The following is a 22,663-nucleotide window of genomic DNA, read 5'->3' on the forward strand; positions in this document are numbered from 1 at the left end:
GAGAAGGAAAACGAGAGAATGTCTGCCTCAACCTTGAAGATCGGCTGGATCGGCGCAGGCCGGATGGGTTCCCAGCTCGTCACGCGACTGTTGGACGCCGGCCACGACGTCACGGTCTACAACCGGACCGCGGCCAAGGCCGAGCACCTGGCCGAGAAGGGTGCCAAGGTCGTCAGCCGGCCCGTCGACCTCGCCGACCGCGAGCTGGTCTTTGCGATGGTGTCGTCCTCGAAGGATCTGGAGCAGGTGATGCTCGGCGACGGTGGCCTGTTGACCGGCGAGAAGTCGCCGCGGATCATCGCGGACTCCTCGACGGTGTCGGCTGAGGCCAGCGCGCGTATCCGCGAGGCGGCAAACTCCCGTGGCTGCGACTTCCTGGCCACGCCGGTCAGCGGAAACCCGAAAGTCATTGCCGCGGGCAAGCTGACGGTCGCCGTGTCGGGGCCCCGCGAGGTCTTCGAGTCCATCGAACCGGTCCTCGAAGTGTTCGGCCGCAGTGTCACCTACGTCGGCGAGGGTGAGGTGGCGCGGCTGGTGAAGATCGCCCACAACCTGATGCTCGGCGTGGTCACGCAGTGCATGGCCGAGATCACCGTGATGGTCGAGAAGGGGGGCGTCAGCCGCGCCGATTTCCTGGCCTTCCTCAACGATTCGGTGATGGGATCGACGTTCACCCAGTACAAGTCGCCGGCGTTCGTCAACCTCGACTTCACGCCGACGTTCACGATGGAATTGCTGCAAAAGGATTTCGATCTCGGTCTCGAGGCCGCGAACGCGCTGAAGTCACCGATGCCGATCGCGTCGGCGACCCGCCAGATCGTCGCGCAGGCAGCAGGTTCCGGCCTGGGCATCGATGAGGACTTCGCGACGCTGCTGCTGCAGGTGGCCAAAGGGGCCGGCATCGAGTTGACGCCCGAGAACGTTTCGGTGGACGACGGCCTCACCCCGGTGCACTCGTGATCCGTCCTCTCGGCGCACCCGGGCACATGGGTGTCGACTATGAGGAGCGGGTGGACTTCGCCCGGCTGCGGGACTACCGCATCGGGCGGGCGAAGGCAGCGCTGGAAGCCAGCGGCTGCGGGGCCTTCCTGCTGTTCGACTTCTACAACATCCGCTACACCACGCAGACGTGGATCGGTGGTGCGCTGGGCGACAAGATGATTCGCTACTGCCTGCTGACGCGCGACGGCGACCCGATCCTCTGGGATTTCGGCTCCGCGGTCCGTCACCACAAGCTGTACTCGCCGTGGCTGCCCGAGGAGAACTGGCGGCCGGGCTTCCTCGGCTTCCGCGGTGCCGTCGCTCCCGACGCCGGGCTGATGCGTGACGCCGTCACCGAGATCAAGGGCATCCTCACCGATGCGGGGTTGGCGGACGCTCCGGTGGGCATGGACATCGTGGAACCGCCGTTCCTGTTCGAGATGCAGCGGCAGGGCCTCACGGTGGTGGACGCCCAGCAGAGCATGCTCGATGCGCGTGTGATCAAGTCGAACGACGAGATCATGCTTCTCAACCAGGCGGCGGCGATGGTCGACGGGGTCTACCAGGACATCGTCGACGCGCTCAAACCCGGTGTGCGCGAGAACGAGATCGTCGCGCTGGCCAACAAGCGGCTCTACGAGCTCGGCTCCGACCAGGTCGAGGCCGTCAACGCGATCTCGGGGGAGCGGTGCAACCCGCATCCGCACAACTTCACCGACCGGATCATCCGGCCCGGCGATCAGGCGTTCTTCGACATCATCCATTCGTTCAACGGTTACCGAACCTGTTATTACCGTACCTTCGGGGTGGGCAGTGCGACGCAGAGCCAGCGGGATGCCTACAAGACGGCCAGGGAGTGGATGGACCGCGCCATCAACGCGATCCGGCCGGGCGTCGGATCCGATCAGATAGCCCGGTTGCTGCCCAAGGCCGAAGATTTCGGTTTCGAGAACGAGATGGCGGCGTTCGGGCTGCAGTTCGCCCACGGGCTGGGTCTCGGTCTGCATGAGCGTCCGATCATCTCGCGGCTGAACTCGTTGGAGAATCCGCTGGAGATCAAGGCGGGCATGGTGTTCGCGATGGAGACCTACGCGCCGGCCTCCGACGGCTTCTCCGCGGCGCGCATCGAGGAGGAAGTGGTGGTCACCGACAACGGTCCGGTGATCCTGACGAAGTTCCCCGCCCAGGAACTGTTCGTCGCCAACGAGTACTAGGACCTCTGAAATGCGGGGCAGGCCCCGCCCGCCGCGAGTGCGGTTTGGTACGCAGCACGCCCCGAAGGCGCGTACCAAACCGCACTTTCGTGTTTCGGCGAGCGGCTCAGGCCTTCCAGACCGTCTTGAGGTTGCAGAACTCCCGGATACCCGCGGCGGCGAGTTCACGACCGTAGCCAGAATCCTTGATGCCCCCGAAGGGCAGCTCGGGATAGGAGACCGTCATGCCGTTGAGGAACACCGCGCCTGCGTCCAGGTTGCCGATGAACCAATCCTGTTCGGCCGCATCGTTGCTCCAGACCGCGGAGCTCAGCCCGAACGTCGTCTGATTCGCGACCCGCACCGCCTCCTCGCGGTCGGACACCCGGTACACCGACGCGACGGGACCGAATGCCTCCTCCAGCACGATGCGCATGTCGTCGGTGAGGCCGGCCAGCACGGTCGGGGTGTAGTAGAAGCCGGGCCGATCGGGGGCGCTGCCACCGGCGAGCACTTCAGCGCCCTTGACGACGGCGTCGTCCACCAGTTCGGCGACCTCGTCGCGCCCGGACTCGGTGGCCAGCGGGCCGACGTCGGTGGCGTCGTCCATCGGGTCGCCGACTTTCAGTGCGTTCATCTTCGTGACGAACAGCCGGGTGAACTCGTCGTAGACGTCGGTGTGGACGATGAATCGCTTTCCGGCGATGCAGGATTGGCCGTTGTTGGAGATCCTGGCCTTGACCGCGATGGTCGCTGCCTCTTCGAGGTCGGCGCTGGGCATCACGATGAACGGATCGGAGCCCCCGAGCTCCAGCACGGCCTTCTTGATGGACTGGCCCGCTGTCGATGCCACCGAGCGGCCCGCGGGCTCGGAACCGGTCAGCGTGACGGCCTTGACGCGGCTGTCCTCGATCACCGCAGCAACTTCACGGGAACCGATGAGCAGCGTCCGGAACGAGCCAACCGGGAAGCCGCCCTTCTCGAAGAGCTCGTCGAGGTAGAGGGCGGACTGCGGCACGTTCGAGGCGTGCTTGAGCAGGCCCGTGTTCCCGGCCATCAGCGCAGGGGCGGCGAAGCGGATGACCTGCCACAGCGGGTAGTTCCACGGCATCACCGCGAGCACCACGCCGAGGGGCTGCCACACCGTGCCCGCGGAGGAGGCGGCCACCGACGAAGGATCGCTGAGTTCTTCGGCGGCGAGAAAGGATTCGGCGTTGTCGGCGTAATAGCGCATGTTCTTGGCGCACTTGAGCACCTCGGCGCGGGACTGAGCGATCGGCTTGCCCATCTCGAGCGTGATCATCTCGGCCGCCCGGTCGACGTCGGCTTCGAGGATGTCGGCCGTGGCGTGCATCCACTCGGCGCGCTGGGCGTAGGTGGTGCCTCGCAGCTGTTGCGCGGCGTCGAAGGCCTGGGCGACGCGGCGCTCGACCTCGGCGCTGTCGTGCGCCTCGAAGGTCTCCAGCGTTTCGCCGGTCGCGGGGTTGATGGTTGCGATCGCCATGGAGGAGTTCCTGTTCGTTGTGGGGTGGTTACTCGAAAACTTCGGGGTGACGGGCGAGTTGGCGTCGGGTGCGCCGGATGTGGCCGAGCAGCACCCGCTCGGCCTCCTCGGAGTCCCGTTCGCGGATCGCGGCCACCAGCATGTGGTGCTCGTCGTGCAGGATGCGGTGGCTGTCGTCGTCGAGCAGTCGCGTGAAGGCGCGGCGGTAGTGCTGGGTGGTGTTCCACAGCCGCTCCACCGTCGGGCCGAGGAACGTGGTTCCTGCACCTGCGTAGCTCAGCAGATGGAATTCCCTGTCCCACTCCAGGAACTGCTCGACGTCGCTGGACCGGCGCATGTCCTCGGCGAGTTCGGCCATCCGCTCGATCTGGTCCTCTTCCAGGTGCGGCAGGCTGTAGCGCAGCAGCAGCGGTTCGATCCGTTCGCGCACCTGGTAGAGCTCGACACACTCGTCGAGACTCAACCTCGCGATCCACGCACCGGCATTGGCCACTGTGGTGACCAGCCCGTCAGATTCCAGAATTCGCAACGCTTCTCGAACCGGGACACGGCTCGCGCCGTACTGGGCAGCGAGTTCCTCCTGCCGCAGGCGTGTGCCCGGCGGATATACACCGTGCAGGATGGCCGCGCGCAGCTCATCGGCGACGCGGGCGCCGGTGACGCCGTCGCGGACCTGTGGCTGGGTCATGGTTGCATCAGCCGGCCGGATGGTTCGGATTCCACAGCAGAACATCGGCGTCGGCCTCGTAGGCCTTGCCGTCGGGAAAGCTGACGAGCTCGAACTGCATGCCCCACGGGCTCAGAAAGTACACCCAGCGCTGGCCCTCGCTGGCGTTTCGGCTCGCAGTCGGATCGCCGAGCACCCGCAGACCCTCGGCACGCAGATACTCGACGGCTGCGTCCATGTCGTGGACGTAGAACGCCAGATGGTGCCCGCCGATGTCGCTGTTGCGCGGCTGGTCCGCCTGCCCGTCGGCGGGGGCGTACTGGAACACCTCGAAGTTGGCGCCGGTTCCGCACCGGTAGAAGCGCAGTTCCTGCATCACCGTGCGGGGGTGGACGTTGAGATGCTCCTGCATCCAGTCGTCGTCGTGGGCGTAGGGCCCCAGCGTGTAGACGTGGGTGCAGCCGAGGACCCTGACGAAGAAGTCGTGGGCCTGCTCGAGGTCGGGCACTGTGAAACCGATGTGGTCGGTGCCAACCAGGCCGGGCAGAGGCATGAAACCGTCCTTCACTGGATCCAATCACCGCATACCCTACGCCTATCCCGGGTCATATCGAAGAGTTTCTGGCCAAAGTGGATCCAATCGAGTTAGGCTGGGGACGCGCCACACCCGTCTCACCGGGATGTCCGTTCGATGGAGATGAGGGCTATGCCTACCGAAACCCGCCTGGAGACTGGCGCCCCGTGGATCGAGTTGTCGACCACCGAAGAGGACTGGAAGGCGGCCGACCCGGCACTTCTGGGCACGATGCTCGCCGAGCTACACCTGATCCGGGCGTTCGAGGAAACGGTGCTCGAACTCGCGGGCGAGGGGCTGGTCCACGGGCCGGCGCACTCCAGTATCGGACAGGAGGGCGGCGCGGTGGGATCCATTGTCGGCCTGCGCACGACCGACGCCGTCAACGGCTCGCATCGCGGTCACCATCAATTCCTCGCGAAGGCGCTGACCCACGTCAGCGGCGGTACGATCGATCCGGCCGCCGCCGTCACCCCCAAGATCCAGCGCGTGCTGCAGCGCACGCTCGCCGAGATTCTCGGCCTGGCTCAGGGTTTCTGCCGCGGCCGCGGCGGCTCCATGCACCTGCAGTGGTTCGAGGCCGGCGCGTTGGGCACCAACGCGATCGTCGGCGGCGGCGTCCCCATGGGGGCAGGTAATGCATGGGCCCAAAAGCACAGCGATACTGACGATCTGACGATCAGCTACTTCGGTGACGGGTCCAGCCAGATCGGCTCGGTGCTGGAGTCCATGAACCTGGCGGCCGCCTGGAAGCTGCCGTTCTGCTTCTTCATCGAGAACAACCTCTACGCGGTGTCCACCCGAGTCGACGAGATCAGCGCCGACCCGCGCCTGTCGGTCCGCGGCCAGGGATTCGGCATCCCCGGGTGGCGCGTCGACGGAATGGATCCACTCGCGGTTCACCTGGCCGTCGAACAGGCCGCCGAGCGGATGCGCCGCGGTGACGGTCCCGCCGTCGTCGAAGCCGAGGTGTACCGGTTCTTCCACCAGAACGGGCCCTACCCCGGCAGCGCCTTCGGGTACCGGCACAAGGACGAGGAAGCTCAGTGGCGCAGGCGCGATCCGCTCGACAGAACTGCGGGCGAGATGATCAAGCTCGGCCTGATCGACGACGCAGGTGTGGCGGAGTTGCGCAGGCAGGCGCAGGACGCGATGAACGCCGCGGTGGCCGAGCTGCTCGAGCCGAACCCGGACGCTGCCGGCAAGCGGCGGATCCGGCCTGAACTGTGGCCCGACCCCGGCTTCGTCAACGTCGGTGTCCGGGGTGACGCCGGTGAGCTGAACGCGCTTGACGTTCTCGAGCCGACCTCCTACGAAGGTCCCTGGCGGGCGACGAAATTCGTCGAGGCCGTCGCCGGTGTGATGGACCGCCGGATGGGCACCGACGACCGCATCGTGATCTTCGGTGAGGACGTGCACCGCCTCAACGGCGGAACCAACGGCGCCACCAAGGGTTTGGCGAAGTACGGTGAGCACCGGTTGGTCGGCACCCCGATCAGTGAGAACGCCTTCACCGGTCTCGGAGGTGGGCTTGCCCTCGACGGACGTTTCCGGCCGGTCATCGAGTTCATGTACCCCGACTTCATGTGGGTGGCCGCCGATCAGGTGTTCAACCAGATCGGCAAGGCGCGACACATGTTCGGCGGCGACAACCCCGTGCCGCTGGTCCTGCGCACCAAGGTTGCGATGGGATCCGGCTACGGCTCGCAGCACCTGATGGACCCCGCGGGGATCTTCGCCACCAGCCCCGGCTGGCGCATCGTCGCCCCGTCGACCGCGGCCGACTATGTCGGCCTCATGAATGCCGCTCTGGCACTGCAAGATCCGGTGCTGGTCATCGAACACGTCGATCTCTACGGCACGGCTGATCAGATCCCTGACGGCGACCTCGACTACATCATCCCGCCGGGCCGCGCGGCGATCCGACGGGCCGGCAAGGACGTCACCGTCATCAGTTACCTCTCGATGGTGGCGCGGTGCGCGGAAGCCATCGAGCAGACCGGCATGGATGCCGAGCTCATCGACCTGCGGTGGTTGGACCGGGCCTCGATCGACTGGGACACCATCGAAACCAGTGTGCGCAAGACGAATGCGGTGCTGATCGTCGAGCAGGGTGCGCGGGGCAGCTCCTATGGCGGATGGCTCGCCGACGAGATCCAGCGTCGACTTTTCGACTGGCTGGATCAACCGGTGGAGCGGGTGTCCGGGGAAGAGGCGTCACCGAGCATCTCGCGGGTGCTCGAGCGTGCTGCCATCGCGGGCACCGAGGAGGTCGTGGCCGGTCTGGAAAAGGTGCGCGCCGCGATGGGGCGTCTCTGATGGCGACCGTGGTGCGTATGCCGGAGGTGCTGGCCAACGCCACCGAGGCGACGATTCAGACCTGGCTGGTGTCGGAAGGCCAGGAGATCTCGGTCGGAGACCCGATGGCCGAGATCGAGACGGACAAAGCAGTTGTCGAGTACGCAGCCGAAGTGGAGGGTGTGCTCACCCGGTTGCTTGCTGAACCCGGGACGACGATCGCGGTCGGTGACCCCATCGCCGTGGTGACCGGACCCGGTGAGACGGATGACGAGATCGACGCGGACGTGCGTGACCCAGAGTCGGGCGCGCCGGTCATCGAGAAGGTGGTGGAGTCTGCCCCGCCGCCGGAGACCAACGGCCGTCGCCTGTTCGCGACGCCGCTGGTGCGGAAGATCGCTCGCGAGAAGGGCATCGACCTGGCGTCCGTCACCGGAACGGGCCCGGGCGGACGCATCGTGCGCAGGGACCTGGACCGCCTCCCCGATGTCGGCACGCCGGCTCCCGAACCGGTGCGTGTGGCGGAGAAGCCCTCGACTGACGACGATTTCGTGGATGTTCCGCTGACAGGCATGCGCAAGGCCATTGCGCGCCGGCTCACCGAGAGCAAGACCACGGTGCCCCACTTCTATGTCACGGCGGACTGTCGGGTGGATGCGCTGCTGGATCTGCGGCGGGCGATCAACGACGTCGGTACCACCAAGGTGTCGGTGAACGACTTCGTCCTCAAAGCCGTCGCGGGTGCGCTCGTGGAAGTGCCTGAGGCCAATGCCATTTGGAACGGTGATTCGATCCGTCGGTTCACCCATGCCGACATCGCCGTCGCTGTGGCTGTCGACGGCGGGCTGCTCACCCCGGTGCTACGCGGCGTGCACCGGTCACCGATCTCGGCGATCTCGGCTCAGATCGGTGACCTTGCGTCGCGTGCCCGCGCGGGCAAGATCAAGCAGCACGAGCTCGAAGGCGGGAGCTTCTCGGTCTCGAATCTGGGCATGTACGGGGTGACGGAGTTCTCGGCGATCCTCAACCCTCCGCATTCGGGCATCCTCGCCGTCGGAGGGGCCGTGCAAAAGCCGGTCGTCGTGGACGGTGAGCTGGCCGTCGGCACGGTGATGACCGTGACGCTGTCGGCCGATCATCGTGTCATCGACGGTGCGGTTGCGGCGCAATGGATGGCGGCGTTCGTGCGCCGCATCGAGAACCCGCTGACAATCCTGATCTAGGCCGGGAGGTCGAAATCCACCTTTTGTCAGGGTCTTCTCGCACATTGACTGCAAAAGGTGGATCTCGACGCGGTCAGTCGGCATCGGCAAGGCGGTGGATCTGCGCCTTGGTGGCGGTGTCCGCGGGCGGCACACCGGCGCCGATAACGGCCAACAGCGCATCGCCGTAGCTCGCTCCGATGGTTTGCCGCGGCACGAGCTGTGTGCAGCCCGCAATGTCACTGACGGCCAGGACCCAGTTGCTGCTGTGAATGTTCTCTGCCACTTGGTTTTTGGTGCCGTTCTTGTCGGTCGGCGTAGGTAGAATTGCACGTATGTTCGAAGGGCTGGTGGATTCTGCATCGCGTGCCGAGATGGCCGATGCGGAGATCGACGCCGCCATTGCAGCGTGGACGGACGCGATCGCTTCAGCGTCAGCGCACCGCCTGTTGCTCATCGCCGAGAAGACGAGCCGAAATTACGACGACGATTGGGAATGCCAGGACGACACCGAGGCCGCGTGGAACTCCGCGGCCGCCGAGGTCTCGCTGGCCTCGAGGATCTCCCACGGACGTGCCTCGGGCGACATGGAGGTCGGGCTGGCCCTGACCCGTCTACCCCGAATTGCTGCAGCGTTTCTGGCCGGGCAGATCTCAGAGTTCCTCGTGCGCCGGATTGTGCACCGCACCGCCAACATTCAGGATACTGACGTCTTGGCCAAGGTTGAAGACGAGATCATCGAGCGCGCCGTGTACTGGGGCGGATTGTCGAAGCAGAAACTCGACGACGCTATCGACGTCTGGGTCGACCGCCACGATCCCGCGGCGCTGCGTCGGACCAGGGCCCGGGTCCGGGACAGAGGCGTCACCATCACTGAGAGCAAAGAGGGCGTCACCGAGATCATCGCCCGGCTCAAAGGTCCCGACGCTGCGCTGTACTGGCGCCGGCTCACCCTGATGGCCCAGGGTGTGTGCCCCAATGACCCTCGCACCCTCGACCAACGCCGAGCTGATGCCCACGGCGCGATCGGAGCTGGGTTCTTCCACCTGGCGTGTGAATGCGGCAGCCCCGACTGTGCCGCCGCAGTCGATGACGGCCGCGGCTCCCACGTAGTGGTCCACATCTATGCAGAGAAAGCCGCTTTGACGGCGCAACCCGATCCACTCACCAACGGCGAGAACAGCGACGGCCCGGGGAGCAGCGCCACCGAAGGCTGTGATGACACCGAGAGTTGCGAAGATCCGGAGGGCAGCGGCGTGACCGCGCAAGCTGATCGTCGCGCCGTTCACTTACGGCCCCCGCCGGGAGTGATCGTCGGCTTCGGACACGTTCCCGCCGAAGAGATCGCCGCGCGGATCGCCGGCGGCGCTTCCCGCAGACACGTGAAGGCGCCGGGAATCGAGCCGCAGCCGCGCTACCGACCCAGTGCCGCGCTGGACGAGTGGGTGCGGGCGCGCGATCTGACGTGCCGATTCCCGCAATGTGATCGCCCCGCGGCCTACGCCGATTTCGATCACACCGTGCCCTGGCCCGTTGGGCCCACTCACGCCTCCTGCGGGAAACTGCTGTGCCGCCAGCATCATCTCGCCAAGACGTTCTGGGCCGGCTGGTCTGACGTTCAGCATCAAGACGGCACCATCGTGTGGACCACACCGGCCGGACGCACCTACACCACCAGGCCTGGCAGCGCGCTGTTGTTCCCTTCAGTTAGCACCGTCAGCGCACCCATCGACACTCCCGCGCCGGTACCCACCAGCGCAGACAAGATTCGAACAATGCCTACCCGGCGAAAGCGGAACCGAGCCAGAGCAATCGGCTACCGCATCAAAGCCGAGCGCGCACTCAACGACGCCTATGTCGCCGAACGCAACAAGCCAACGCCCTTCTGACGGCGCACCGGCGGCTCAGGTCGTGAAAAGCCGGGCCGTGCGGGTTTCGTGGCGCATGCCGCTGATTTCCAGGGCAGGGGCCACGCTCCACACGTCGGCCATCGGACGGTGACAGGCTTGGCGTGCCAGTTCGACGAGAAGCGGTGCGTTGCGGGCCTGGATCCGTTGGCTGTGCAGCGGTCCCAGCCTGCCCAATCTGATGGCCGCGCTGAGCATCGACGCCATCATCGACCGCACGGAGCCGAGAACCGCGACGTGCATGGGGATACCGAGCCGCGCCTGCAAAGCCCCTTCGACGACAGCGCAGTGTCCAGGAGTGGCACCGTCAAGGACGGCCACCAAGTATGGGTGGTGATCGGCCAAACCGCTCTGTCGCGAAGCGGCGGCCAGCTGGCGGCCCGCGGACTCCGACGACACTCGCGCATTGCCGAACAGTTTGTAGCTCGCCGCCACGTCGTCGAGCGCACACAGGGCCCGCAGGTCGTCCGCTGCGCGCCAGGCGGCCGCCGCGAGCGTGCCGTCGAGCGGCGCGTAGCTGTCCCTCACGTAGGCGATCACGGTGCGCTCGATCTCGTCGTGGTCGGCGTCGGGGCGCTCGGCCAGCCACTGCTCGAGGCCCTGGCTGTGCACCATCCGCCCGGTGGGAAAGGCGCTGTCGTGCAACTGCATCCACAGCGCGAGCGCGACGCCGGGGTCAGTGGTGGTGGCCGGCATGGGAATCCGAGGACGTCCGGGACCATCCGTTGCGGGCGAGTGCCGTCACCATGACATCGCCGTCGACACCCAGTTCGGCAAGCAGCTCCTTGGCGGCGTGTGCGCTGGTGAACAGCGGAGCCGCCACGGCGTCCTCGCTGACGTCGATGGGGGCGTGCTGGTTGCCGAGCACGTAGCCGAGTAGCAGCATCCGGCGTGCATTGTCGTCTGCGACGGGCACGACGATCGCGTCCTCGGCGGGGCGCCGGACCACGACGACGTCGGTACCGTCATCGGCGATCACGGCTCCGTCGCGCAGAAAGGCGCCGCGTGGCAGCGTGATCTGCACAGCGAGTCCGGTGTCCGCGGTGACGGCCTGGCGGTGCTTGGCAGCGTCCCCCCAGCCGATGTCGACGTGGTGACGGCTGCGTCCGGCGAACTGTTGGTCGCCGATGTGCCCGACGATCGTGTCTGCTTTCACCGTGCGCTCGCTTTCGGCACCAGGGCAGCCCGCGCGGCGTCGAAAAGCTGTTGCCTCGTACGCTGCAGGTCGGGTGCGCGGTGCGCCGTCAACCGGACGAAGACCCCCGCGTCGCGCGGCAGACCGCTTGCCCCGCCGTCCACACCGTCCGCGTCGTTGAGAGCCGATCGGATCCGATCCAGCAGCGCGGGAACGGGGCGGCCGGGTGCGACGGCGAGGAAGGTGGCCACATAGTCACCGTCGATGAGTGCGGTGGCATCACTGCCGGCTTGGGGGCGGATCAGCTGGCGATCGCGGGCGACGATGCGTCCGTCGACGCTGACAACGAGCGCGCTGTCGTAGCCGGAATAGCCGTACCGTTCGCCGTGCGCGATCCGGCCTGCAGCGACGGCTTCCCAGCCGAGGTACACGCCGCCCTTCTCCACGGCGATGTCGATCCGCTGGGTGAAGTGCGAATCCGTGTGCGGGATGACCGTTCCCGGGTAGTACTGCAGGATTGCGCCGTCGTGCACCGCGAAGCTGATGTGGTGCCGGGCGCCAGGGCCGTCACCGGCGAACACCTGGGTGGCCGCCTGGGTCGTCAGGTGCAGGTGGGCTCCTGCACCGCAGCGCACCGTCGTGTACAGGTCGTCGTCGGAAAACGCTCCGCCGCTGGGACTCTGGACGCACAAGGTGGCTGCCCCCGGATGTTCGGGGTCGCAGTACAACGGCATCGTGACCCGCTGCGGGTACCGCTGACGCAGCGACGCGGTGCGGGTGCGCCCGGACGCGTCGGCGACCACGTCGATGCCGAGTGCACCGGGCCTGATCACCACGGCCGCGGTCACGGCAGGCTCGCGGTCAGCATGGCTCCTTCAAGGAGCCGCTGGGTCAGCTCCGCCAGCCCGTGCCCGGACCTGAGATCGGTGAACACCGTCGGCTTGACCGGACGGGCCTCCGCACAGTCGCGGCGCATCGATTCCAGATCCGCGCCGACGAGCGGTGCGAGGTCGATCTTGTTGACCACCAACAGATCCGCCTGCAGCAGCCCGATGCCGTTCTTGCGGGGGATGTCGTCACCGGCGGCGGTGTCGATGACGAAGATCCAGTAGTCGACCAGATCGGAGGTGAACGTCGCGGCCAGATTATCGCCGCCCGACTCGATGAGGATGATGTCGAGATCGGAGAAAGTCCGGCTCAGGCGGTTGGCGGCGGCAAGGTTCGCCGACGGGTCTTCGCGGATCGCGGTGTGCGGGCAGGCGCCGGTCTCGACTGCCAGCACGCGATCGGGGTCGATGACGCCGCTACGCCGTACGCGCTGCGCATCCTCATCGGTCACCAGATCGTTGGTGATCACCGCGACGCTGAACCCCGCTGTGGAGAGCTGCGGGACCAGGGTCTCGACGAGCCGCGTCTTCCCGGAGCCGACGGGGCCCCCGATACCGATGCGAATCGGTTCGGACATGCTGTCCTCCTTGTTATTTGAGGGTGTATCGACGCCCGAGGGGCACCCTGGTCATCGGGGTGCTGACGCACGGTTGACCGTCGACGGTGACGCGGTAGGTGTCCGGCTCGATCGTGATGTCGGGGAGGTAGTCGTTGTGGAGGAGGTCGGCTTTGGTCAGCGCGCGGGCTCCGCGACACGCGACGAGGCGGGTGTCGAGCCCCAACGTATCGCCCAGCCCCGCCTCGACAGCGGCGCCCGCGACGAAGTTGACTGACACGTCGGCCGGGGTGCGGCCGAACGCGGCCCACTGCGGGCGGTACTTCAACGGCTCGCATGTCATCAGCGACGCGTTGGCTTCACCCATCACCGACCATGCCGGGAAGCCACCCTTGAACACCACTTCGGGTCTGATGCCGAAGAACTTCGGCTCCCACAGCACGATGTCGGCCAACTTGCCCGGCTCCAGCGAGCCGACCTCGTGATCGATGCCGAACAACCGCGCCGGGTTGATGGTGAGCTTCGCGATGTAGCGCAGGATGCGGGCGTTGTCCGCACCCGTGCTCTCATCCCCGGGTAGCGCACCCCGGGTGGCTCGCATGTGGGACGCGAGCTGCCATGTGCGGGCGATGGTTTCGCCGATACGGCCCATGCCTTGGGAATCCGAGCCCATGGCCGAGATCGCGCCGAGGTCGTGCAGCACGTCCTCGGCGGCGATGGTCTCGCGGCGGATCCGCGACTCGGCGAACGCCACGTCCTCGGGGATGCGCGGGTTGAGGTGGTGGCACACCATGACCATGTCGAGGTGTTCGTCGAATGTGTTGAGCGTGTAGGGGTTGGTCGGATTGGTGGACGACGGAAGACAATAGGACTCACCGACGACGCGCATGATGTCAGGAGCATGCCCGCCACCCGCGCCTTCGGCGTGATAAGTGTGGATTGGCCTGCCGCCGATGGCGGCCATCGTGTCCTCGAAGAACCCCGACTCGTTCAGCGTGTCGGTGTGAATCTGCACCTGCAGGTCGAGCTCGTCGCCGGCGTCCAGCGAGGCCCGGATGGCCGCCGGTGTGGCGCCCCAGTCTTCGTGGATCTTGTAGCCGATGGCGCCCGCGAGCCCCTGCTCTATCAGTGGTGCTGTGCTGGAGGCACTTCCGTTGCCGATGAAGCCGAAGTTCATCGGGAAGCCTTCGGCCGCCCTCAGCATCCGGGCGAGGTTGTTGGGGCCCGACGAGGTGATGCCGACGGTGACTGGTCCCAGCCCGCCGCCGATCATCGTGGTGACGCCGCTGGAGATCGCTTCCTCGACCAGGCCGGCGCTGTCGAAGTGGACGTGCACGTCGATGGCGCCCGCTGTGGCGATCATGCCTTCGCCGGAACGGATGTCGGTGCCCGCACCGATGACGAGTTCGGGATCGACACCGTCCATGGTTCGCGGGTTGCCGGACTTGCCGATCCCGGCGATCCTGCCGTCGCGGATTCCGATGTCGGCCTTCCGGATACCCAGGACCGCGTCGACGATGAGCACGTTGGTGATCACGAAGTCGAGGGCGCCCGCAGCGTTGGTGATGTCGCCGTGGACCGCCATGCCCTCGCGCATGGTCTTTCCGCCGCCGAACACCGACTCGTCACCGTATACGCACGCGTCGTGTTCGACCTTGGCGAGCAACTCGGTGTCGGCCAAACGCACCCGATCGCCGGTGGTCGGTCCGTACAGCTCCGCATAGTGCTTGCGACTGATCCTGTGTGCCACGTCAGGAGTCCTTCGCCGAGTCGAGGAACCCGAGGCCATGCATGCGTGCCATCAGGTCGGCGCCGGGAGGTGCGGTCGTCACGGCGTTCACGACGTCGTTCTGCCCGATCACCGTCCGCTCCCCTCCATAGCTGACCAGCGACACGTCCAGCGCCTCACCGGGTTCGAAGCGGACCGCCGTGCCCGACGGGATGTCCAGCCGCATGCCGAAGCTCATCGCGCGATCGAAACGCAGGGCGCGGTTGACCTCGAAGAAGTGGAAATGCGACCCGACCTGGATAGGGCGGTCGCCGGTGTTCTCGACTGTCAGCGTGGCGACCGGACGTCCCGCATTGAGCTCCAATTCACCGTCGCACGGGAGGATCTCGCCCGGCACCACGTCCTCGGTGGATGCTGAATTCGTCCCCGGGCCGATGGCGTCGTGCACGGTGACGAGCTTCTGACCGTCCTCGAAGAACGCCTCGACCTGTACCGAGCCCATCAGTGCCGGGACACCGGGCATCACGTCGTCGTCGGTGAGGACCGACGCGCCGTGGGCCGCCGCCTCGGCGACAGTGGCGCCGGCGCGCGCGGATTCGACGACCTCGTCGGCGATCAGCGCGCGGGCCTCGGCGTAGGTCAGCGCCAGGCCCGCAGAGCGGCGCCTGCGCGCCAGCTCGGCGGCCAGGAACAGCAGCAGCCGGTCCTCGTCCTTCGGCGTCAGATGCATGTCAGCCCGTGATCCCGGCGGCCCACGGATAGCTCTTCAGGTACGGGTCGGGCTCGATCGGCGCGGGCGACGCCCACACCTGGTAGATCAAGCCGTCCTCGGCCACCCTGCCTATACGCGCCGTCTTCGTCACGTGGTGGTTCTCACCGTCGAGCGTGATGGCACCCTCGGGGACGTCGACGGTGACCCCGTCGGCGGCGTTCTGGATGTCCGGAACAGCGAACGAATTCGCCTTCTCCACAGTGGCTTTCCACAGCATGACGGCGGCGTAGGCCGATTCCATCGGGTCGGAGGTCACCCGGTCGGCGCCGAACCGCGCCTTGAAGTCCGCCACGAACTTCGTGTTCGCCGGCGAATCCAGCGTCTGGTAGTAGTTCCACGACGACAGCTGGTTGACGAGCGTCGGCGCGCCGATGCTGCGTACCTCCTCCTCGCCCACACACATCGACATCACCGGCATCTGCTCGGCGGTCAACCCCGCGCTGCGGTACTCACGGAAGAACGCGTTGAGGGAGTCGCCGACCACGACGTTGAAGATCGCGTCCGCATCGGCAGCCCGGATCTTGTTGACGATCGTGGAGAAGTCGGTGCTGCCCAGGGGCGTGTAGTCCTCGCCCTTGATTTCGATGCCATTGGCCGATGCATATGCCTTGACGATGGCGTTCGAGGTGCGCGGGAAGACATAGTCGCTGCCCACCAGGTACAGCGACTTCACACCCTGCTCTTTGAGGTAGTCCAGCGACGGGATGATCTGCTGGTTCGTGGTGGCGCCGGTATAGAAGATATTGGGCGAGCTCTCCAGCCCTTCGTACTGCTGACCGTAGTAAAGCAGTGCGTTGGAGTCTTCGAACACCGGCAGCATCGCCTTGCGGCTGGCCGAGGTGTATCCACCGAAAACCACCGCGACGCAGTCGGATTGCACGAGCTTCTGAGCCTTCTCCGCGAAGATCGTCGGCTCCGAGGCGCCGTCCTCACCGATCAGCTCCAATTGCTTGCCGAGGACACCACCGGACGCGTTCACCTGTTCGACGGCCAGGGTGATCGCATCGCGGATCACCGATTCGCTGACGGCGAGGCCGCCGGACAGCGAGTTGATGGCTCCGACCTTGATGGAGTCGCCCGAGGTGTCGACGCAACTCTGCTGGGCTGCCGCGGACGAGCCTTCGTCGCCCGCGCGGCTTCCGCATCCCGCGGTGAGCAGAGCCGCCGTCGCCAGCAAGGCCACGGTGGAACGCAATCGTTTCATGGTGTGCCGCCTTAGTGAGGTGTTGCAGCGCGCACGACACTGTGCGACGAGTCTTCGTGGCGCCCAGCGTATGAACCACCCGGTGTGGCCGCCATGGGACGAATCTCCCAATTCGGCGAAGCGTTTTCGCCCGCGCCTCCGACTCGAAACATCCCGGAAACACGGCCTGCTGATGATGTCCAGAGAAATGGGGGTTGTCTCGAGGGAAGAGTGCGATGGCCGGGATCTATGGCGACGTGCTGGGCAGTGGTGCCAGCATCGAGACCCGCGCGCACGACCTGCTCGACACACTCGCCACCCGCGCCGAGTCGTCGGCATCCGCGATCTGCCTGTGGGATCCCATCCAGCGCAGGCACATCGGTGTCGCCAACCACGACTACCCCAGCGAAGTGATGGACCATTTCAACAACTGGTTCGTCGACAACGATCCGTTGTTCGACTCGATGCGCGTGCACGGTCTCGGCGCGCTGCGCTGGCGCGACTTCCCCGACTACCGAGGCGGCTACTCGGTCAACAACGTGTTCCGCCCCGCGGGTTTTGACGAAGGTTTGTCGGCGCGGCTGATCACGAGGGACGGCACCTACGTCGGCACCATCCACGTCAACTGCGACGATTCGCGGTATCCCAGTGACGACGACGTCGCGGAGATCAACACGCTGCGTACGCAGATGGCCGAACAATTGGACTTCTCGCTGAGGCCTCGCATGGTCGCCGAGCTCGTCGCCCCGAACGCGCAGGCTTGGGCCGTCGACGGCTTCGGCCGGGCCCACCTGCTGCGGTGCGGTGACACCTTGGACACCCCGGTGGACGAGGCTCTCGTCAGCGACATCGCGGAGGCCTTCCATGCGGCACCGGTGATCGCCCCCGACGTCCTGCGCTTCCACGACGGCATATCGTGGCTGCACGTGCGGCGGATCGCGACGTCGCCGCGGTACCGCGGCGACAGCCTCGGCGCGGTACTGCTGGTGTCGCGGGGCCCGCTGCCGAGGGGCATCACGCCACGGGAACTGGATGCGCTGACGTTGGCGGTGTGCGGGCTGACCAACGCCCAGATCGCCGCTCATCTGTTCATCAGCTCACGTACCGCGGGGCACCATCTGGAAAGCGCCTCCGCCAAACTCGGTGCACCCAACCGGGCGTCGTGTGCGTCGTCGGCGATCTCGCTGGGCTTGCTGTCGGCGCGGGTGCTGCGCGACTTCGGCAGCGGCGAACGCATCGCGGTCTGAGTCAATCCTTTTGGGAAAAGTTCGGGTGCACCACCCGCATCTTGTCCGCGATCCGCGCCAGCGCGCGCATGTCGGTAGGGGAGAGCGGATCGAGGACGAGCGCGCGGACCGAACGCACATGGAGGGGGGCGGCCTCGACGACGAGTCGGTACCCGGCGTCGGTGAGTTCGGCCAAGGTGTAGCGACCGTCGGCCGGGTCAGGTGAGCGGGTGGCCCAGCCACGCTGCTCGAAACGCTTCACGACGTTGGACAGCCTGGACAGAGAGCCGTTGGCCAGGAATGCCAGCTCGCTCATGCGGATGCGGCGATCGGGAGCTTCGGAGATATGGCTGAGTGTGAGGTACTCGAAAAGGGTCAGATCGACCGGGCGCAGCGCCGCATCCAGCTTTCCGGGCAGCAGGAGCATCAGGGCCGCCATGCCGGTCCAGGCCGCCTTCTCCTCGGCGGTCAACCACCCCGGGTCGTCTTCTCGAGCCATGCCTGCACAGTAGCGGTGGGTTCCCCACTGCGGAATAACTTCACGCATGAAGTGATTGACGATAGTGTTCACTTCACGCATGAAGTCAAAGGAGAACTGTTGATGTCCGAGGTCGAATTCTTCGCCACTCCCGGTTACGGCGAAAAGCTGCGTGATTCACTGCATTACAGCCAGGCGGTACGCATCGGCAACTGGGTGGAGATATCCGGTCAAGGCGGTGTGGACGACGACCTGAACTTTCCCGAGTCCCTCGAAGACGAGATCGTGCGGGCCTTCGACAACGTCGAACGCACGCTTGCCGCAGCGGGTGCCGGTTGGCGCGACGTGGTGCATGTGAACTCTTACCACGTGGCGAGTCAGCCCGACGCCATCGGCGATGCGCACAACGACGTGATGGTGGCCCAGTTCCGCGCGCGCATGCCCGACCACGCGCCCATCTGGACGCAGACCGGGGTGACCGTGCTGGGATTGCCGAAGATGCGGGTGGAGATCCGCGTCACCGCCGTGGTGGAGAATCGTGCCTGATCAGTCTGTTCCAGAGTTCGGCCATTCGGCCAGATCCTGGGCCAGCGCCGCGGTCTTGTCGAGGAACGAGCGCAGCAGCTCGTCGGGTTCGGATGCGGTGCGCACCGTGCGGTAGGGCAGCACGAACTCGCCGAGAGCAGTGTCGAAGTAGGCCCCGTCGACACCGACGTCGGCGGTGTCGAAGCCCTCGGGCTGAGGGTAGGCGTAGGAATAGAAGACGCCTTCCTCGGCGCCGCCCGGCCAGTAGCCGGCGCTCGACACCTCGTCACTGTAGGCCTCCGTCATCACCCAGTCGGGACAGTTCGGCACCCCGCCCGGGTGGGGCGGTGCGCCGCGGCCGGAGAACCGAGTCACGGCCAGATCGAATGCGCCCCAGAAGAAGTGGACGGGACTGTTCTTTCCGTTGAAGTCGGCGCGGAAGGCGCTCATCACGCGGTGCGCGCTGACCAGAGACTTCCAGAAATCCGTCATCGCGGCGGCGTCATAACTGGCGTGGGTGGTGTCCTCGGCGAACGGGATCGCATGGGCGAGCTCCACCGGGGTAGGGCTGATCGGCACGGTGATGCCGAGATCGTCGAGATGGCGCCGGAACTCGGCGTGGAAATCTGCCACCGAGCGGGGTTCCAGCGGCATGCTGCGTGACCTACCGTCGGTCACCCGAATGTTCAGCACATGCTCGATGAAGTCGAAGCTGACATCGAAATCGGTTGTCTGCCAGCTCATCAACGAGGTAGTCAGGCCGCGCGCGTCGACATAGAGCGGCACGTTCCACCAGTGATTGACCCGCGGTGTGGCGGCCAATTTCACCTTGCCTACGATCTGCGTCCAGAGGTGGACCGTGTCGCGGGTGTCCTGCCAATCCTCGACCACCAATGTCGGCCACGTGTCGGCCCCGTGAGACTCAGCCTGTGTCATCGGTCCAGTGTCGGTGATACGGCCGCGGGAATGAATACCGTTCGCTCTGCGCTGAGTCCAGCATGACGTTCACGCTTGCCGAGGATTCCGCGCTGCTCAAGCCCATCGAGGTCGGTGGCACCGTCGCCGCCAATCGGCTTTTCATGGCGCCGTTGACCAGGTCTCGCGCCGACGCCGACGGTACCCCGTCGGATTTGGCCGCCGAATACTACTCTCAGCGGGCACAGGCGGGCCTCATCATCAGCGAGGCAACCGCCGTCTGCGAACAAGCCAACGGCGCCTACATGAACACCCCGGGTATCTACACCGACCGCCAGCAGGACAAGTGGGCCGAGATCGCGTCGGCGGTGCATCGCGCCGGCGGCAAGATGTTCGTCCAGCTGTGGCACGTGGGGCGGATGGCACATCCGGACATCAGCGGTTTCGAGACCGTCGGCCCGTCGGCGGTGGCCGCTGAGCTGCTGACCCACACGCCGACCGGCAAGAAGCCGCTGCCGGTGCCGCGCGCGCTGACAGTGGCTGAGATTGCCACGATCGTCGGGCAATTCCGCTCCGCAGCACGGCGCGCGATCGATGCCGGCATGGACGGAGTCGAAATCCACTCCGCCAACGGCTATCTCCTGCATGAGTTCCTCTCCGACGTCGTCAATCAGCGCACCGACGCCTACGGCGGCTCGCCTCAGAATCGCGCCAGGTTGGCCGCCGAGGTCGTCGAGGCCGTCGTCGACGAGATCGGCGCCGAACGCGTCGGGCTGCGGATCTCGCCCGGAAACAAGGCCGGCGACATGCGCGAACTCGACGACAGCAGCGCATACGAGGCTTTGTTGTGCCGGATCAAGTCACTGAACATCGGTTACCTCCACGTGGTGATCGAGCCGTCGAAGCCGGCGTTCGCCGCCGTACGGACGGTGTGGGAGGGTCCGTTGATCCTCAACACCCCACGCACGGTCGGAACCGATTTCGCGGTGCTCGAGAATCTCGCCAGCTGGGGCGTGATCAGCGCAGCGGCGATCGGACGCGGATTCCTCGCGAACCCGGACCTGGTGACCCGCCTGCAGCTGGGGGCTGCGCTGAACGAGCCCGACGAGGCGACGTTCTACGCCCCGGGGCCTGCCGGATACATCGACTATCCGACGCTGGACCAGTCCGGCGTGGAGGCGCTGTCCGGACTCGCCGGTTAGGCGCGGACCATCACCCGCGAGCTGGTGGCGCGCCCTCTGGTCCGCACCTGCGTGAATCTGTCACAGATGCGCAAGGTGTGAATACTTCCACCGGTGGGAATCACGCCTGGCATGGCTACTTACCGTGTTCTGAATCCCAAGGGTGACATCGTCGACACCAAGGACATCGAAAGCGCGGAGGATGCGCACGCCTGGTTCGTCGACCAGAAGGCCGACAACGACGAGCTCGGCTGGCGCATGGAGGTCGAGCACGACGGCGAATGGTCCTTCTTCGACGATTCCGAGGGCTCGCCCGACTAGGCCTCGGCTTTTCACGACCAGACACGAACTCGCACGATCCACGACCGGATCGTGCGAGTTCGTGTCTGGCCGCAGTGCTCCACCAGGGCCCAACCAAGCGGTTGGGCGAGGCTGCTAGCATCGCCGATAGAGGATCAGCCTCCCCGTGGTCGCGGCTTGTCTGCGGACCGCGGTACTTACCTGAACAGGACCTGGAGAGCACATGTCCGAAGAAGCCTTCATCTACGAGGCCATCCGCACGCCTCGCGGCAAGCAGAAGAACGGCTCGCTGAACGAGATCAAGCCGGTCAACCTGGTCGTCGGCCTGATCGACGAGATCCGTGCGCGCTACCCCGACCTCGACGAAAACCTGATCAGCGACGTCATCCTCGGCGTCGTCTCGCCCGTCGGCGATCAGGGCGGCGACATCGCCCGCACGGCCGGACTGGTGGCGGGCCTGCCCGAGACCACCGGCGGTTTCCAGCTGAACCGGTTCTGCGCGTCGGGCCTCGAGGCCGTCAACCTGGGCGCCCAGAAGGTGCGCTCGGGCTGGGACGATCTCGTCCTGGCAGGTGGCGTCGAATCCATGAGCCGGGTGCCCATGGGCTCCGATGGCGGCGCATGGGCCAGCGATCCGGAGACCAACTACCGCATCGGCTTCGTCCCGCAGGGCATCGGCGCCGACCTGATCGCCACCATCGAGGGCTTCTCCCGCGAGGATGTCGACGCTTACGCGGCGCGTTCGCAGGAGCGGGCGGCGGCCGCATGGTCGGGCGGCTACTTCGCCAAGTCCGTTGTGCCGGTGAAGGACCAGAACGGTCTGGTCGTGCTCGACAACGACGAGCACATGCGTCCCGGTTCGACGGTCGAGAGCCTCGGCAAGCTGCGGACCGCCTTCGACGGTGTCGGCGCGATGGGCGGGTTCGACGACGTGGCGCTGCAGAAGTACCACTACATCGAGAAGATCAACCACGTTCACACCGGCGGCAACAGCTCGGGCATCGTGGACGGCGCCGCGCTGCTGCTCATCGGCAGTGAAAAGGCAGGCGCGTCACAGGGTCTCACCCCGCGGGCCCGGATCATCGCGACCGCCACGAGCGGCGCCGACCCGGTCATCATGCTCACCGGCCCGACCCCGGCCACCAAGAAGGTGCTCGACCGCGCAGGGCTGACGGTCGACGACATCGACCTGTTCGAGCTGAACGAGGCCTTCGCCTCGGTGGTGCTGAAGTTCCAGAAGGATCTCAACATCCCCGACGAGAAGTTGAACGTCAACGGTGGCGCCATCGCTTTCGGCCACCCGCTGGGCGCCACGGGCGCCATGATCACCGGAACCATGGTCGACGAGCTCGAGCGCCGCAACGCACGTCGTGCGCTGGTGACGCTGTGCATCGGCGGCGGCATGGGCGTGGCCACCATCATCGAGCGGGTCTAGGGAGAACGAGAAAC

General features: G+C 66.2%; 23 protein-coding genes. 10 read left to right on the forward strand and 13 right to left on the reverse strand.

Annotated elements, in window-relative coordinates:
- Window positions 1–18: 18 nt before the first annotated feature.
- A complete protein-coding gene (locus tag ACAG24_RS04805; RefSeq protein ID WP_370471509.1) occupies window positions 19–960 on the forward strand; it encodes an NAD(P)-dependent oxidoreductase in 942 nt (313 codons plus the stop codon).
- Complete coding sequence (locus tag ACAG24_RS04810; RefSeq protein WP_370471510.1) at window positions 957–2,195, forward strand: M24 family metallopeptidase; 1,239 nt, start codon at window positions 957–959, stop codon at window positions 2,193–2,195. The genes ACAG24_RS04805 and ACAG24_RS04810 overlap by 4 nt, the downstream gene beginning before the upstream one ends.
- A 106-nt stretch (window positions 2,196–2,301) precedes the next feature.
- Here the strand turns inward: ACAG24_RS04810 and ACAG24_RS04815 are convergent, their stop codons facing one another.
- From ACAG24_RS04815 to ACAG24_RS04825, 3 genes are read right to left on the reverse strand one after another with little or no spacing between them, the layout of a single operon-like run.
- Entirely contained in the window at window positions 2,302–3,678 is a 1,377-nt protein-coding gene (locus ACAG24_RS04815; protein ID WP_370471511.1) for an NADP-dependent succinic semialdehyde dehydrogenase, read from the reverse strand.
- A 28-nt stretch (window positions 3,679–3,706) separates the two neighbouring features.
- Complete coding sequence (locus ACAG24_RS04820; RefSeq protein ID WP_370471512.1) at window positions 3,707–4,366, reverse strand: GntR family transcriptional regulator; 660 nt, start codon at window positions 4,364–4,366, stop codon at window positions 3,707–3,709.
- A gap of 7 nt (window positions 4,367–4,373) precedes the next feature.
- Window positions 4,374–4,898, reverse strand: coding sequence for a VOC family protein (locus ACAG24_RS04825; RefSeq protein WP_370471513.1), 525 nt, complete (start codon window positions 4,896–4,898; stop codon window positions 4,374–4,376).
- Window positions 4,899–5,051: 153 nt separating this feature from the next.
- Between ACAG24_RS04825 and ACAG24_RS04830 the strand changes: the two genes are divergently transcribed.
- Together ACAG24_RS04830 and ACAG24_RS04835 are read left to right on the forward strand one after the other, a co-directional pair.
- Window positions 5,052–7,238, forward strand: a complete 2,187-nt coding sequence (locus tag ACAG24_RS04830) for an alpha-ketoacid dehydrogenase subunit alpha/beta (RefSeq protein WP_370471514.1) — start codon at window positions 5,052–5,054, stop codon at window positions 7,236–7,238.
- Entirely contained in the window at window positions 7,238–8,440 is a 1,203-nt protein-coding gene (locus ACAG24_RS04835) for a dihydrolipoamide acetyltransferase family protein (protein WP_370471515.1), read from the forward strand. The genes ACAG24_RS04830 and ACAG24_RS04835 overlap by 1 nt, the downstream gene beginning before the upstream one ends.
- Window positions 8,441–8,513: 73 nt before the next feature.
- On the opposite strand, the gene ACAG24_RS04840 is transcribed toward ACAG24_RS04835, so the two are convergent.
- Window positions 8,514–8,705 (reverse strand): hypothetical protein, encoded by a 192-nt coding sequence (locus ACAG24_RS04840; RefSeq protein WP_370471516.1) that lies wholly within the window; start codon window positions 8,703–8,705, stop codon window positions 8,514–8,516.
- A 49-nt stretch (window positions 8,706–8,754) separates the two neighbouring features.
- On the opposite strand from ACAG24_RS04840, the gene ACAG24_RS04845 reads away from it, so the two are divergent.
- Window positions 8,755–10,308, forward strand: coding sequence for an HNH endonuclease signature motif containing protein (locus tag ACAG24_RS04845; protein ID WP_370471517.1), 1,554 nt, complete (start codon window positions 8,755–8,757; stop codon window positions 10,306–10,308).
- Between the two features lie 15 nt (window positions 10,309–10,323).
- Here the strand turns inward: ACAG24_RS04845 and ACAG24_RS04850 are convergent, their stop codons facing one another.
- Genes ACAG24_RS04850 through urtA form a run of 7 tightly spaced genes read right to left on the reverse strand, consistent with a single transcriptional unit; the run spans window position 10,324 to window position 16,610 of the window.
- Window positions 10,324–11,022, reverse strand: coding sequence for an urease accessory protein UreF (locus ACAG24_RS04850; protein WP_370471518.1), 699 nt, complete (start codon window positions 11,020–11,022; stop codon window positions 10,324–10,326).
- Complete coding sequence (locus ACAG24_RS04855; RefSeq protein WP_370471519.1) at window positions 11,003–11,482, reverse strand: urease accessory protein UreE; 480 nt, start codon at window positions 11,480–11,482, stop codon at window positions 11,003–11,005. Before ACAG24_RS04855 ends, ACAG24_RS04850 begins: the two co-directional genes overlap by 20 nt.
- Window positions 11,479–12,309, reverse strand: a complete 831-nt coding sequence (locus ACAG24_RS04860) for an urease accessory protein UreD (protein ID WP_370471520.1) — start codon at window positions 12,307–12,309, stop codon at window positions 11,479–11,481. Before ACAG24_RS04860 ends, ACAG24_RS04855 begins: the two co-directional genes overlap by 4 nt.
- On the reverse strand, window positions 12,306–12,926 hold the full coding sequence (ureG, locus tag ACAG24_RS04865) for an urease accessory protein UreG (RefSeq protein WP_370471521.1): 621 nt from the start codon (window positions 12,924–12,926) through the stop codon (window positions 12,306–12,308). Before ureG ends, ACAG24_RS04860 begins: the two co-directional genes overlap by 4 nt.
- A gap of 13 nt (window positions 12,927–12,939) precedes the next feature.
- A complete protein-coding gene (gene ureC / locus ACAG24_RS04870) occupies window positions 12,940–14,655 on the reverse strand; it encodes an urease subunit alpha (protein ID WP_370471522.1) in 1,716 nt (571 codons plus the stop codon).
- Between the two features lies 1 nt (window position 14,656).
- The gene (locus ACAG24_RS04875; RefSeq protein WP_370471523.1) at window positions 14,657–15,364 is read right to left on the reverse strand and encodes an urease subunit beta; all 708 of its coding nucleotides are present in this window, start codon (window positions 15,362–15,364) and stop codon (window positions 14,657–14,659) included.
- A gap of 1 nt (window position 15,365) precedes the next feature.
- Window positions 15,366–16,610 carry an urea ABC transporter substrate-binding protein gene (urtA, locus tag ACAG24_RS04880; protein WP_370471524.1) on the reverse strand — a complete coding sequence of 415 codons (1,245 nt, stop codon included), beginning with the start codon at window positions 16,608–16,610 and terminating at the stop codon, window positions 15,366–15,368.
- 215 nt (window positions 16,611–16,825) lie between these two features.
- Here urtA and ACAG24_RS04885 point away from each other — a divergent pair, with 215 nt between their 5' ends.
- A complete protein-coding gene (locus ACAG24_RS04885) occupies window positions 16,826–17,836 on the forward strand; it encodes a helix-turn-helix transcriptional regulator (RefSeq protein ID WP_370471525.1) in 1,011 nt (336 codons plus the stop codon).
- Window position 17,837: 1 nt separating this feature from the next.
- Here the strand turns inward: ACAG24_RS04885 and ACAG24_RS04890 are convergent, their stop codons facing one another.
- Window positions 17,838–18,314 (reverse strand): MarR family winged helix-turn-helix transcriptional regulator, encoded by a 477-nt coding sequence (locus ACAG24_RS04890; protein ID WP_370471526.1) that lies wholly within the window; start codon window positions 18,312–18,314, stop codon window positions 17,838–17,840.
- Between the two features lie 102 nt (window positions 18,315–18,416).
- On the opposite strand from ACAG24_RS04890, the gene ACAG24_RS04895 reads away from it, so the two are divergent.
- A complete protein-coding gene (locus tag ACAG24_RS04895; protein WP_370471527.1) occupies window positions 18,417–18,839 on the forward strand; it encodes a RidA family protein in 423 nt (140 codons plus the stop codon).
- On the opposite strand, the gene ACAG24_RS04900 is transcribed toward ACAG24_RS04895, so the two are convergent.
- The gene (locus ACAG24_RS04900) at window positions 18,840–19,754 is read right to left on the reverse strand and encodes a DUF5996 family protein (RefSeq protein ID WP_370471528.1); all 915 of its coding nucleotides are present in this window, start codon (window positions 19,752–19,754) and stop codon (window positions 18,840–18,842) included.
- Window positions 19,755–19,816: 62 nt separating this feature from the next.
- Here ACAG24_RS04900 and ACAG24_RS04905 point away from each other — a divergent pair, with 62 nt between their 5' ends.
- The 3 genes from ACAG24_RS04905 to ACAG24_RS04915 all read left to right on the forward strand — a co-directional run bounded on the left by ACAG24_RS04905 (window position 19,817) and on the right by ACAG24_RS04915 (window position 22,649).
- Window positions 19,817–20,935, forward strand: a complete 1,119-nt coding sequence (locus ACAG24_RS04905) for an alkene reductase (RefSeq protein ID WP_370471529.1) — start codon at window positions 19,817–19,819, stop codon at window positions 20,933–20,935.
- Window positions 20,936–21,046: 111 nt separating this feature from the next.
- The gene (locus ACAG24_RS04910; RefSeq protein WP_370471794.1) at window positions 21,047–21,235 is read left to right on the forward strand and encodes a hypothetical protein; all 189 of its coding nucleotides are present in this window, start codon (window positions 21,047–21,049) and stop codon (window positions 21,233–21,235) included.
- A gap of 202 nt (window positions 21,236–21,437) precedes the next feature.
- The gene (locus tag ACAG24_RS04915; RefSeq protein WP_370471530.1) at window positions 21,438–22,649 is read left to right on the forward strand and encodes an acetyl-CoA C-acetyltransferase; all 1,212 of its coding nucleotides are present in this window, start codon (window positions 21,438–21,440) and stop codon (window positions 22,647–22,649) included.
- Window positions 22,650–22,663 lie beyond the last annotated feature (14 nt).

The sequence above is a fragment of the Mycobacterium bulgaricum genome, from assembly GCF_041287165.2.
Classification (GTDB): domain Bacteria; phylum Actinomycetota; class Actinomycetes; order Mycobacteriales; family Mycobacteriaceae; genus Mycobacterium; species Mycobacterium bulgaricum.

What these genes read in the sequence shown, in the direction of transcription:
- ACAG24_RS04805 (WP_370471509.1), top strand. Translation starts at nt 19, where the DNA reads ATGTCTGCCTCAACCTTGAAGATCGGCTGGATCGGCGCAGGCCGGATG.
- ACAG24_RS04815 (WP_370471511.1), bottom strand. Translation starts at nt 3,678, where the DNA reads ATGGCGATCGCAACCATCAACCCCGCGACCGGCGAAACGCTGGAGACC.
- ACAG24_RS04820 (WP_370471512.1), bottom strand. Translation starts at nt 4,366, where the DNA reads ATGACCCAGCCACAGGTCCGCGACGGCGTCACCGGCGCCCGCGTCGCC.
- ACAG24_RS04825 (WP_370471513.1), bottom strand. Translation starts at nt 4,898, where the DNA reads ATGCCTCTGCCCGGCCTGGTTGGCACCGACCACATCGGTTTCACAGTG.
- ACAG24_RS04830 (WP_370471514.1), top strand. Translation starts at nt 5,052, where the DNA reads ATGCCTACCGAAACCCGCCTGGAGACTGGCGCCCCGTGGATCGAGTTG.
- ACAG24_RS04835 (WP_370471515.1), top strand. Translation starts at nt 7,238, where the DNA reads ATGGCGACCGTGGTGCGTATGCCGGAGGTGCTGGCCAACGCCACCGAG.
- ACAG24_RS04845 (WP_370471517.1), top strand. Translation starts at nt 8,755, where the DNA reads ATGTTCGAAGGGCTGGTGGATTCTGCATCGCGTGCCGAGATGGCCGAT.
- ACAG24_RS04850 (WP_370471518.1), bottom strand. Translation starts at nt 11,022, where the DNA reads ATGCCGGCCACCACCACTGACCCCGGCGTCGCGCTCGCGCTGTGGATG.
- ureG (WP_370471521.1), bottom strand. Translation starts at nt 12,926, where the DNA reads ATGTCCGAACCGATTCGCATCGGTATCGGGGGCCCCGTCGGCTCCGGG.
- ACAG24_RS04875 (WP_370471523.1), bottom strand. Translation starts at nt 15,364, where the DNA reads ATGCATCTGACGCCGAAGGACGAGGACCGGCTGCTGCTGTTCCTGGCC.
- urtA (WP_370471524.1), bottom strand. Translation starts at nt 16,610, where the DNA reads ATGAAACGATTGCGTTCCACCGTGGCCTTGCTGGCGACGGCGGCTCTG.
- ACAG24_RS04885 (WP_370471525.1), top strand. Translation starts at nt 16,826, where the DNA reads ATGGCCGGGATCTATGGCGACGTGCTGGGCAGTGGTGCCAGCATCGAG.
- ACAG24_RS04890 (WP_370471526.1), bottom strand. Translation starts at nt 18,314, where the DNA reads ATGGCTCGAGAAGACGACCCGGGGTGGTTGACCGCCGAGGAGAAGGCG.
- ACAG24_RS04895 (WP_370471527.1), top strand. Translation starts at nt 18,417, where the DNA reads ATGTCCGAGGTCGAATTCTTCGCCACTCCCGGTTACGGCGAAAAGCTG.
- ACAG24_RS04900 (WP_370471528.1), bottom strand. Translation starts at nt 19,754, where the DNA reads ATGACACAGGCTGAGTCTCACGGGGCCGACACGTGGCCGACATTGGTG.
- ACAG24_RS04905 (WP_370471529.1), top strand. Translation starts at nt 19,817, where the DNA reads ATGACGTTCACGCTTGCCGAGGATTCCGCGCTGCTCAAGCCCATCGAG.
- ACAG24_RS04910 (WP_370471794.1), top strand. Translation starts at nt 21,047, where the DNA reads ATGGCTACTTACCGTGTTCTGAATCCCAAGGGTGACATCGTCGACACC.
- ACAG24_RS04915 (WP_370471530.1), top strand. Translation starts at nt 21,438, where the DNA reads ATGTCCGAAGAAGCCTTCATCTACGAGGCCATCCGCACGCCTCGCGGC.